This is a genomic window from Staphylococcus sp. HMSC13A10 (assembly GCF_001808005.1).
Lineage (GTDB): Bacteria > Bacillota > Bacilli > Staphylococcales > Staphylococcaceae > Staphylococcus > Staphylococcus pasteuri.
Genome location: NZ_KV791823.1, coordinates 245,790 through 258,079, shown reverse-complemented (window position 1 = coordinate 258,079; position 12,290 = coordinate 245,790). Strand labels below are relative to the sequence as shown.

Here is a 12,290-nt window from a genome sequence, read left to right as displayed (position 1 = left end):
GAATCATTATGGAAAATGAACAAATGTTTGAACGTACAGTAAAACCAGTATTAGATGTTAAAGATAAACCAAAAGCAGGCCAATGGGCATTCTTAAGTTTACAACATTTATTTGCGATGTTTGGATCGACTGTACTTGTACCATTTTTAACAGGACTACCAATATCAGCTGCATTATTAGCATCTGGAATCGGAACATTATTATACATATTAATAACAAAAGCCAAAATACCTGCTTATTTGGGTTCTAGTTTCGCTTTTATCACTCCAATCATTACTGGGTTAAGTACACAAAGTTTAGGAGACATGTTAGTTGCATTATTCATGAGTGGATTAATGTACGTCATTATCGGTATATGTATACGATTTAGTGGAACAGAATGGCTAATGAAATTATTACCACCTGTTGTGGTTGGACCAGTAATCATGGTTATCGGTTTAAGTCTTGCACCTACAGCAGTAAACATGGCAATGTATGAAAATTCAGGAGACATGAAAGGTTACAATTTAAGTTATTTAGTAGTAGCGTTAATCACTTTAATAGTAACTATTATTGTGCAAGGTTTTTTCAAAGGATTCTTATCCCTCATACCAGTTTTAATCGGTATTATTGTAGGTTATATCGTTTCAATATTTATGGGATTAGTAAAATTTGCGCCAATAGCTAAAGCTAAATGGTTAGATTTCCCAGATATTTATCTACCATTTAAAGATTATGTACCATCGTTTCACCTAGGATTGGTACTAGTGATGATACCAGTAGTTTTTGTGACAGTTAGTGAACATATTGGACATCAAATGGTCATTAATAAAATTGTAGGTAAAAATTTCTTTAAAGATCCAGGATTAGACAAATCAATTATCGGTGACGGTGTATCAACGATGGTTGCAAGTATTATCGGAGGACCACCAAGTACAACATACGGTGAGAACATTGGCGTTCTAGCGATTACTAAAATTTATAGTATTTACGTTATTGGTGGCGCAGCTGTCATAGCGATAGTACTCGCATTTATAGGAAAATTCACAGCACTTATTTCTTCAATACCAACACCAGTCATGGGTGGTGTATCTATACTATTATTCGGTATTATCGCCGCAAGTGGTTTAAGAATGATTGTTGAGAGTAATGTTGATTTTGCTAACAATAGAAACTTGGTAATAGCATCTGTCATTTTAGTAATTGGTATTGGAAATCTACTTATCAATTTAAAAGGTATTGGCATAAATCTTCAGCTTGAAGGAATGGCATTATCAGCATTATCAGGTATTATTTTAAATTTAATCTTACCTAAAAAATAATCAGTTTAACTGAGGAGGCAAACAATGGAACATTTATTATCAATGGAAGATTTATCAAACGATGAAATTTTTAGCTTAGTTAAAAAAGCAAGTCAATTTAAATCTGGAGAAGTTAATGTACCGCAATACAAAGATAAATTTGTAGCTAATTTGTTCTTTGAAAATTCAACTAGAACAAAATGTAGTTTTGAAGTTGCCGAACAAAAGTTAGGATTGAATTTAGTTAATTTTGAGACAAGTACATCATCAGTTCAAAAGGGTGAATCCTTGTATGATACTTGTAAAACTTTAGAAAGTATTGGTGTTAATTTACTTGTAATTAGACATTCTCAAAATGCATATTATGAAGAATTAAATAATTTAAATATCCCTATAGCTAACGGTGGGGATGGTAGTGGTCAACATCCAACACAAAGTTTACTTGATTTAATGACAATTTATGAAGAGTATGGAAAATTTGAAGGTCTAAATGTATTAATTTGTGGTGACATCAAAAATTCTCGAGTAGCTAGAAGTAATTTTCATAGTTTAAAAGCATTAGGTGCAAATGTAATGTTCGCGAGCCCCGAAGAATGGGTAGACGATACAATAGAGGCATCATATGTAAATATTGATGATGTGATTAACCAAGTAGATATTGTGATGTTGCTAAGAGTTCAGCATGAAAGACATGGTATTACTGGAAAGGCCAATTTTGAAGCTGAAAATTATCATCAACAATATGGGTTAACTAGGGAAAGATATGATAAATTAAAAGAAGAAGCTATTGTCATGCATCCGGCTCCTGTAAATAGAGGAGTAGAAATCGAAAGCGAATTGGTAGAGGCACCTAAGTCTCGAATATTTAAGCAAATGGAAAACGGTATGTATTTGAGAATGGCAGTTATTGATGAGCTTTTACAATAAGGAAGGGGTATTTGAATCATGAAATTAATTAAAAACGGTAAAATTATTAAGAACGGAAAATTGAAAAATACAGATATTTTAATCGAAGGTAAAAGAATTAAAACGATCAGTACTAAAATAGATGCATCATCTGACGATATTGAAGTCATTGATGCTAAAGGAAATTTAATCGCACCAGGATTTGTAGATGTACATGTGCATTTACGTGAACCAGGTGGTGAACACAAAGAGACAATTGAAACAGGTACAAAAGCAGCAGCTAGAGGTGGATTTACTACAATTTGCCCTATGCCTAATACAAGACCAGTACCAGATTCAGTTGAAAATGTAAGAGCGTTAAGAGAAAGAATTTCTGAAACAGCTCAAGTTCGCGTATTACCCTATGCTTCAATTACAACTAGACAAGCTGGTAAAGAGTTAGTGGATTTCGAAGCTTTAGCTAAAGAAGGTGTGTTTGCGTTCACAGACGATGGCGTCGGTGTACAACAAGCGAGTATGATGTACGCTGCTATGAAGCAAGCTGCTAAAGTTAAAAAGCCAATTGTTGCTCATTGTGAAGACAATAGCTTAATTTATGGCGGCGCTATGCATAAAGGTAAACGTAGTGAAGAACTAGGTATTCCTGGTATTCCAAATGTTTGTGAATCAGTTCAAATTGCAAGAGATGTTTTATTAGCTGAAGCAGCAGGATGTCATTATCATGTTTGTCACGTATCAACTAAAGAAAGTGTCCGTGTTATTCACGATGCTAAAAAAGCAGGCATTCATGTTACAGCTGAAGTAACGCCACATCACTTATTATTAACAGAAAATGATGTTCCAGGTGATGATTCTAATTATAAAATGAATCCACCATTAAGAAGTACAGAAGATCGTGACGCATTATTAGAAGGATTATTAGACGGTACAATTGATTGTATTGCTACAGACCATGCGCCACACGCTAAAGAAGAAAAAGAACAACCTATGACTAAAGCACCATTTGGAATTGTAGGTAGTGAAACAGCATTCCCATTACTATATACACACTTCGTAAGAAATGGGAATTGGTCATTAAAACAATTAATTGATTATTTAACAATTAAACCAGCTACAATCTTTAATCTTAACTACGGAAAACTACACAAAGATAGTTATGCTGATATTACTATTATTGATTTAGAAAATGAAAAAGAAATTAGAAGTGAAGATTTCTTATCAAAAGCTGACAATACACCATTTATTGGTGAGAAAGTATACGGACATCCCGTATTAACTATGATAAAAGGTGAAGTTGTATTTAAGGAGGAAAAATAAATGCTTTCAAAACGTTATCTAGTATTTGAAGACGGTTCTTATTATGAAGGATACCAGCTAGGTTCAGATGAATTATCGATTGGTGAAATTGTTTTTAACACAGCAATGACAGGTTATCAAGAAACAATTTCTGACCCTTCATATACAGGTCAAATTATTACATTTACGTATCCATTAATTGGAAATTATGGAATTAATAGAGATGACTTTGAATCTTTAACACCTACATTAAATGGTGTAGTAGTCAAAGAAGCAAGTACACATCCAAGTAATTTCCGTAATCAAAAGACATTACATGAAGTATTAGTTCAATATCAAATACCTGGTATCTCAGGTGTTGATACTAGAAGTATCACACGTAAAATTCGCCAACATGGTGTATTAAGAGCTGGATTTACAGATAACAAAGATGAAATTGAAAGCTTAGTTGAACATCTTAAAACAACTGAATTACCTAGAGACGAAGTATCAACTGTTTCTACAAAAACACCTTATGTATCTACTGGAGCAGATTTAAGCGTTGTACTTCTTGACTTTGGTAAAAAGCAAAATATTGTACGAGAATTAAATATGCGAGGGTGCAATGTGACAGTTGTGCCATACGACACATCTGCTGAAGAAATATTGAAGATGTCACCAGATGGCGTAATGCTATCAAATGGACCTGGAGATCCAGATGAAGTAGAAGTAGCTATTCAAATGATTAAAGGTATTCTTGGTAAAATTCCATTCTTTGGAATTTGCCTAGGACACCAATTATTCGCATTATCCCAAGGTGCTAAATCATTCAAAATGAAGTTTGGTCATCGAGGCGCTAACCATCCTGTTAAAAACTTAAAAACAGGTAAAGTTGACATTACAAGTCAAAACCATGGTTATTCAATCGATAAAGATTCTTTAGAAAACACTGATTTAGAGGTTACTCATATTGCTTTAAATGATGGAACTGTTGAAGGTTTAAGACATAAGACTTTACCTGCTTTTTCTGTTCAATATCATCCTGAAGCAAGACCAGGCCCAAGCGATTCGAATTATTTATTTGATGAATTTATAACAATGATGAACGAGTTCATAGAAAAGGAGCGTAATGTAAATGCCTAAGCGTAACGATATTCAAACAATTTTAGTAGTAGGATCGGGTCCAATTATTATTGGGCAAGCTGCGGAATTTGATTATGCAGGAACTCAAGCTTGTCTTGCACTTAAAGAAGAAGGATATAGAGTTATATTAGTTAACTCAAATCCAGCGACGATTATGACAGATAAAGAAATTGCAGATAAAGTTTATATTGAACCATTAACACACGATTTTATTGCACGTATTATTCGCAAAGAACAACCCGATGCATTACTTCCTACATTAGGTGGTCAAACTGGTTTGAATATGGCTATTCAATTACACGATAGTGGTGTATTAGCCGCAAATAATGTGAAGTTACTTGGTACTGAATTAGAATCAATTCAACAAGCTGAAGACCGTGAATTATTTAGAACGTTAATGAATGATTTAAATGTTCCAGTACCTGAAAGTGACATCGTAAATACAGTAGAACAAGCTTTTAAATTTAAAGAAGAAGTTGGCTATCCATTAATCGTTCGTCCTGCATTCACAATGGGAGGAACTGGTGGCGGTATTTGCTACAACGATGATGACTTAAAAGAAGTTGTTACCAATGGTCTTCATTATAGTCCTGCTACACAATGTTTAATTGAAAAATCAATTGCTGGATTTAAAGAAATTGAATATGAAGTTATGCGTGATAAAAATGATAATGCAATAGTAGTTTGTAATATGGAGAATATTGACCCAGTTGGTATACACACTGGTGACTCAATTGTTGTTGCGCCAAGTCAGACACTATCAGACGTCGAATATCAAATGCTACGTGATGTGTCATTAAAAGTTATTCGCGCTTTAGGAATTGAAGGTGGATGTAACGTACAACTAGCTTTAGATCCAGATTCATACAACTATTACATTATTGAAGTAAACCCACGTGTATCTCGTTCATCAGCATTAGCATCTAAAGCAACAGGTTATCCAATTGCGAAGTTAGCAGCCAAAATTGCTGTAGGTTTAACACTAGATGAAATGTTAAATCCAATTACTGGAACTTCTTATGCTGCATTTGAACCTACACTAGACTACGTTATTTCAAAAATACCACGTTTCCCATTTGATAAATTCGAAAAAGGTGAGCGTGAATTAGGTACTCAAATGAAAGCAACTGGAGAAGTAATGGCAATAGGACGCACATATGAAGAATCTTTATTAAAAGCGATTCGTTCATTAGAATACGGCGTACATCATTTAGGATTACCAAACGGTGAAAGCTTTGATTTAGACTACATTAAAGAACGTATTAGTCATCAAGATGATGAAAGATTATTCTTTATAGGTGAGGCCATACGTCGTGGAACAACTTTAGAAGAAATTCATGAAATGACTAAAATTGATTATTTCTTCTTAAATAAATTCCAAAATATTATCAACATTGAACATGAACTTAAAGCACATCAAGGTGATTTAGAATACCTTAAATATGCTAAAGATTATGGATTCAGTGATAGAGTTATTGCACATCGTTTTGATATGACAGAAGAAGAAGTTTATCAATTACGAATTGAAAATAATATTACTCCAGTGTACAAAATGGTAGATACATGTGCTGCTGAATTTGAGTCTACAACACCTTATTACTATGGTACTTATGAAACTGAAAATGAATCTATTGTTACTGATAAAGAAAAAATTCTTGTATTAGGATCTGGACCTATTCGAATTGGACAAGGTGTAGAATTTGACTATGCAACAGTTCATGCTGTGTGGGCAATACAAAATGCTGGTTATGAAGCAATTATTGTAAATAATAACCCTGAAACTGTATCAACAGATTTTTCAATTTCAGATAAATTATATTTTGAACCATTAACAGAAGAAGATGTAATGAGTATTATTAATCTTGAAAAACCTAAAGGTGTAGTTGTACAGTTTGGTGGACAAACAGCAATTAACCTTGCTGACAAATTAGCAAAACATGGCGTACAAGTACTAGGAACTTCTTTAGAAAACTTAAACCGTGCTGAAGATAGAAAAGAATTTGAAGCATTACTTCATACTATCGATGTACCACAACCTCAAGGTAAAACTGCAACATCACCAAAAGAAGCGTTAGAAAACGCGCGTAATATTGGATATCCAGTTGTAGTTAGACCATCTTATGTGCTTGGTGGTCGTGCTATGGAAATTGTAGATAGTGATGATGAGTTAGAAAATTATATGACACAAGCTGTTAAAGCTAGTCCAGAACATCCAGTATTAGTTGATAGATATTTAACTGGTAAAGAAATTGAAGTCGATGCTATTTCAGATGGAGAAACAGTTATTATTCCAGGAATAATGGAACATATTGAACGTGCAGGTGTACACAGTGGTGATTCTATTGCAGTATACCCACCTCAAACACTATCTCAAGAAGAAATTAAAACACTTGAAGATTACACAATTAGATTAGCTAAAGGTTTAAATATTATTGGATTAATCAATATTCAATTTGTAATTGCACATGATGGTGTTTATGTTCTAGAGGTAAATCCTCGTTCAAGTCGAACAGTACCATTTTTAAGTAAAATTACTGACATTCAAATGGCACAATTAGCTATGCAAGCAATCATGGGTACGAAATTATCATCTTTAGGCTATAAAGAAGGTATTCAACCGTATTCAGAAGGTGTATTTGTTAAAGCACCAATATTTAGCTTTAATAAACTGAAAAATGTAGACATTACTTTAGGGCCTGAAATGAAATCTACAGGTGAAGTAATGGGTAAAGACCAAACATTAGAAAAAGCGCTATACAAAGGGTTAACTGGTAGTGGATTTGAAGTCAAAGATCACGGTACAGTATTAATGACAGTAAGCAATAAAGATAAAGACGAAATTGTCAAAATTGCACACCGTCTTAATGAAGTAGGTTATAAGATTCTAGCAACTAAGGGGACTGCTGAAAAATTAAAACAAAATAATATACCAGCAGAAGTTGTAGGCAAAATCGGTGGAGAAAATGACTTGCTTACACGTATTCAAAATGGTGACGTTCAAATCGTTATTAACACAATGACAAAAGGTAAAGAAGTGGAAAGAGATGGATTCCAAATTCGTCGTACAACAGTTGAAAATGGTATTCCATGTTTAACATCATTAGATACTGCTAGCGATTTAACTAATGTTATTGAGAGTATGACATTTACGATGCGAAATATGTAAACTAATTCAATATAATTTAATATTTTGAAACTACATTTTAATTTAGATAAGTTCTTCAATTCTTAGTTATTAGACTTTGATTGAAGAACTTTCAATATAAGGAGTACATAATGAAACAATTACCAATTATTGCATTAGATTTTGAATCTGCAGATAAAGTTAATGCATTTTTAGATCAATTTAATGAACCATTATTTGTAAAAGTTGGAATGGAATTATTTTATCAAACAGGACCTGATTTAATTAAATCAATTAAAGATAGAGGTCATAGTATATTTCTTGATTTAAAATTACATGACATCCCCAATACAGTAAATAAAGCAATGCAAGGGTTAGCAAAATTAGATGTAGATTTAGTAAATGTTCATGCAGCTGGTGGTAAGGCGATGATGGAAGCAGCTATTGAAGGATTACGTCAACACAACAAAGATATAAAAATCATTGCTGTTACTCAATTAACATCAACAACTCAAGAACAGTTAAATAATGAACAAAATATACAAACAACGATTGAAGAAGCAGTTCTAAATTATGCTCGATTGACTCAACAAGCAGGTCTTGATGGTGTCGTTTGCTCACCATTGGAAGCGGAATTGTTAACTAAAGAATTAGGCGAAGATTTTATGAAGGTAACGCCTGGCATTAGACCTCAAGGTGCTGCGCAAAATGATCAAAAACGAATCACTACACCGGAGCAAGCTAAAAAATTAGGATCAACACATATTGTTGTTGGTCGACCAATTACTCAAAGTGACAATCCAGTTGAAAGTTATCAAAAAATAAAAGAAAGTTGGTTAGGTTAAATGGCTAAAGAAATTGCAAAATCACTACTAGATATTGAAGCAGTATCATTATCACCAAATGATTTATTTACATGGAGTTCAGGTATTAAATCACCAATTTATTGCGATAACAGAGTAACATTAGGCTATCCAGAAGTACGAAATGCTATTAGAGATGGTTTAATCAAACTTATTAATGAAAAATTTGAAGACGTAGAAATTATTTCTGGTACTGCAACAGCAGGTATACCACATGCTGCGTATATTTCAGAAAAAATGGAGTTACCAATGAACTATGTTCGTTCGAAAAGTAAAAGCCATGGTAAACAAAATCAAATTGAAGGTGCCAAAAGTAAAGGCAAAAAAGTAGTTGTTGTTGAAGATTTAATTTCTACTGGTGGATCATCAGTAACAGCAGTAGATGCCCTTAAAGAAGCTGGCGCAGAAGTGTTAGGCGTTGTTGCCATATTTACTTATGGTCTAGCTAAAGCAGATGATACATTCAAACAAGCACAAATTCCTTTTTACACTTTAAGTAATTATAATGAATTGATTGAAGTAGCAAAAGAGTGTGGAGAAATTTCTGAAAATGACATTCAGACTTTAGTTGATTGGAGAGATAACTTATCATAAGATAGGTTTATAGGTGGGATGTAAAATGTTAAAGCAGAAACATGATAATCATCTGTACTCGTCATTAAAACACTGCAATGCATTTTTAAGTCGACGGGAAGATTTTAGAAATACAACTCAACTCGATGTCCAAGAAAATGAAAGTACAGTATCCAAATTTCAAAAAGAAATGAATTATAATGCTTTTGAACATACAAGTGATATTTTCAAAAAAGCAAAGGAAAACTTACGTACTAAAGGTGAATTGTAGTCCGAAATAATGATTTAAACTACATGATTATTAATTTAAAAGCAATGAATTAAAAAAACGGCGATTAGTCAATGTTTGTACTGAACCCTAAAGTTGTACTAAAAATCTAACTTTATAAGGGCACATCAGTTTAACAACACTCTAACGCCGTTTCTTTTTTATATTACTTTAACGAATAAATAATTTAGTTAATAGCCATCCAATTAGTAAAACAATTACTAATATCAATAGAGGAATAAGTAAATGTGTCATATTATGGCCTCCTTTTCACTTAATTTAATTTTAACCGTTCAAACATATAAGTCAAAATTAAAAAACTACATCTAACAAAAATATTATAAATAGCTAAAATCTTAAAAGTGGGTATAGTCAACAAAATTAAGACACGCATGTTAAACTATGGATAAGTATTGATAATAATTTAAACAACACTTATAGGGGGATTAAAATGGAAATACCAAAAATAACGACATTTTTAATGTTTAATGATCAAGCAGAAGAAGCAATTAATTTATATACAAGCTTATTTGAAGATAGTGAAATTATAACGATGGTTAAATATGATGAAGATGGACCTGGAACACCTGGAACTGTTCAACATTCGATATTCACACTAAATGGTCAAGTTTTTATGGCTATTGATGCAAACAATGGAGAAGAATTACCAATGAATCCTGCAATGTCACTTTATGTCACTGTTAAAGATACAATGGAAATGGAAAGACTTTTCAGTGGACTAAAAAAAGAAGGCGCTATTTTAATGCCTAAAACTGAAATGCCACCATATCGCGAATTTGCATGGGTACAAGATAAATTTGGTGTCAGTTTCCAACTTGCATTACCAGATAAGCACTAACAAAATATTTATATAATTAAAAAGGACTGGTTACGTGTCATATATTGTGCTGAAATCCATAAAGTTAGATTTTAAGTCTAACTTTTGGGGTGCACTTCATATATGCGTAATCAGTCCTCTTTATATTTAAATTAAGTTAAACTTTCAGATTTCATATGTTGAATATGATCATAATCTGGAGTTGCATATAAAGTTTTTTGCTTGTCATAAGTGACAAATCCTGGTTTTGCACCAGAAGGTTTATGGACATGTTTTATTTCGGTATAGTCAACAGGAATTTGACCTGAATTTCCAGCTTTAGAGAAGTAACCAGTGAGCATAGCCGCTTCTTTAATAGTTTCTTCTGAAGGTGAATCATTTAGAATAACAACATGCGAACCTGGGATGTCTTTCGTATGGAACCATATATGATTTTTCTGTGCTTTTTTATTAGTGAGATAATCATTTTGTTTATTATTTTTACCTACTAATATCGTATCTCCATCTGTTGAAAGATAAGATTGAAGCTGTATTTTAGCATTTTTCTTTTTCTTAACATTTTTACGCTGTTTCATAAATCCTTGATCTGCTAATTCGTCACGAATATCATCGATTTCATTTACCGTTATATGTTCTAATTGCTGTTCAATACCAGTGAAATAGTCAATGTTTTCTTTAGTTAACTGAATTTGACGTTGAAGTTCATGTTCACGCGTTTTCATACGATTGTATTGTCTATAATAATATTGTGCATTAACAGAAGGAGATTTCGTTGGATTCAAGGGAATTGTAATCTCTTCATTATTATAATAATTGAGTACTGTTACAGATTCGTCTCCTTGATTTATACGATAAATATTTGCTGTTATTAATTCCCCATACAATTGATAATTATCTTTATCTTTAGTTCCTTCATATTCATGCATGAGTTTGCTTAATTTGTTTTGATATTTATGAAGTTGTTGTTGGACAAAACGCACTAAATCATTAGCACGTTGTTTGACGCGCTCACGTTCTCCTCGTGCATCATAATAACGATCTAATAAATCATTTAAAGAGTCATAAGTTACTATATCATCATAAAATTGATTTAAAGTCATGAAGTAAAAATCTTCTTTACCAGATTGATGATTTTTATGAAATACAGGGGTAGGTGTTTCTAGTGTCTCAGCCATGACTTCATCATATGCTTCAGGTAAAGTCTCGGGCGTCATAAACTGACGACGATTAACGATTTCATTTGTAATTAACGGGCTAAAACCTTCGAAAGTATTTAACAGTTGTTTAGCAATTTTACCTGCATTGAAATCAATATGTTTTAATGCTTCAGAACCTGACACTTCATAAGGGTTTAACTTATGTTGAGTTGGAGGGGCTTCATATTGGAAACCAGGCATTACTGTACGATATTGGTTTGTATTAGGTGTAAGATGTTTAAATCCTTCGATGATTTTTCGATTTTCATCAACTAATATTAAATTACTATGTTTACCCATAATTTCTAATATAATCGTTCTATACATAGTATCGCCGATTTCATCTTTACTTTGTACATCAATTTCTACACGTCTATCATTACCAATTTGACGAATAGCTTTAATAATGCCACCTTCTAGATGTTTACGGAAGACACGAGCAAACATAGGTGGGTCGAATGGATTATCATATTTTTTATTCGTTAATTGCAACCTTGAAAAGCTTGGATGTATAGATAAAAGTAGTTGATGTTTTTCACGGTTTTGGCGTACAACAATAATTATCGTATCATTTTCGGGTTGATTAACTTTATGGATGCGTCCTGTAACTAAATCTTGTAAGGAATCAACCATCTGTTTTGTAAATAGGCCATCATATGCCATTGATATCTGCCACCTTCTTGTTATTCATTCTCATTATTGTAACATGCATCATTCGTACGGTCATGATTCTTGTTTAATTTAACTTATTATGAAAAATGTATAATGAGTCGCTAAAAGTATCTCTATACAATTTCAAGTGCAATATGATATCATATTTAAAT

Annotated in this window: 10 protein-coding genes; 9 read left to right on the top strand and 1 reads right to left on the bottom strand. The window is 32.7% G+C overall.

Annotated features, from left to right (window positions below; translation table 11 throughout):
* The first annotated feature begins 8 nt into the window (after window positions 1-8).
* From HMPREF3125_RS01200 to HMPREF3125_RS01160, 9 genes are all read left to right on the top strand, one after another.
* Window positions 9-1,301, top strand: coding sequence for a uracil-xanthine permease family protein (locus tag HMPREF3125_RS01200; RefSeq protein WP_070451398.1), 1,293 nt, complete (start codon window positions 9-11; stop codon window positions 1,299-1,301).
* 24 nt (window positions 1,302-1,325) lie between these two features.
* Complete coding sequence (locus HMPREF3125_RS01195; RefSeq protein ID WP_029055474.1) at window positions 1,326-2,207, top strand: aspartate carbamoyltransferase catalytic subunit; 882 nt, start codon at window positions 1,326-1,328, stop codon at window positions 2,205-2,207.
* Between the two features lie 18 nt (window positions 2,208-2,225).
* Window positions 2,226-3,503: a dihydroorotase gene (locus tag HMPREF3125_RS01190; protein ID WP_070451396.1), complete on the top strand. Its 1,278-nt coding sequence runs from the start codon at window positions 2,226-2,228 to the stop codon at window positions 3,501-3,503.
* Complete coding sequence (locus HMPREF3125_RS01185) at window positions 3,504-4,604, top strand: carbamoyl phosphate synthase small subunit (protein WP_017637153.1); 1,101 nt, start codon at window positions 3,504-3,506, stop codon at window positions 4,602-4,604. It begins immediately after the preceding gene.
* On the top strand, window positions 4,597-7,770 hold the full coding sequence (carB, locus tag HMPREF3125_RS01180) for a carbamoyl-phosphate synthase large subunit (protein ID WP_070451394.1): 3,174 nt from the start codon (window positions 4,597-4,599) through the stop codon (window positions 7,768-7,770). The genes HMPREF3125_RS01185 and carB overlap by 8 nt, the downstream gene beginning before the upstream one ends.
* A gap of 110 nt (window positions 7,771-7,880) precedes the next feature.
* A complete protein-coding gene (gene pyrF / locus HMPREF3125_RS01175; RefSeq protein ID WP_029055472.1) occupies window positions 7,881-8,573 on the top strand; it encodes an orotidine-5'-phosphate decarboxylase in 693 nt (230 codons plus the stop codon).
* Window positions 8,574-9,185 carry an orotate phosphoribosyltransferase gene (gene pyrE / locus HMPREF3125_RS01170; protein WP_070451393.1) on the top strand — a complete coding sequence of 204 codons (612 nt, stop codon included), beginning with the start codon at window positions 8,574-8,576 and terminating at the stop codon, window positions 9,183-9,185.
* A 25-nt stretch (window positions 9,186-9,210) separates the two neighbouring features.
* Window positions 9,211-9,435 carry a hypothetical protein gene (locus HMPREF3125_RS01165; RefSeq protein WP_017637149.1) on the top strand — a complete coding sequence of 75 codons (225 nt, stop codon included), beginning with the start codon at window positions 9,211-9,213 and terminating at the stop codon, window positions 9,433-9,435.
* Window positions 9,436-9,883: 448 nt separating this feature from the next.
* Window positions 9,884-10,291 (top strand): VOC family protein, encoded by a 408-nt coding sequence (locus HMPREF3125_RS01160; protein WP_017637148.1) that lies wholly within the window; start codon window positions 9,884-9,886, stop codon window positions 10,289-10,291.
* A 131-nt stretch (window positions 10,292-10,422) separates the two neighbouring features.
* Here the strand turns inward: HMPREF3125_RS01160 and HMPREF3125_RS01155 are convergent, their stop codons facing one another.
* The gene (locus tag HMPREF3125_RS01155) at window positions 10,423-12,129 is read right to left on the bottom strand and encodes an Rqc2 family fibronectin-binding protein (RefSeq protein ID WP_070451391.1); all 1,707 of its coding nucleotides are present in this window, start codon (window positions 12,127-12,129) and stop codon (window positions 10,423-10,425) included.
* Window positions 12,130-12,290 lie beyond the last annotated feature (161 nt).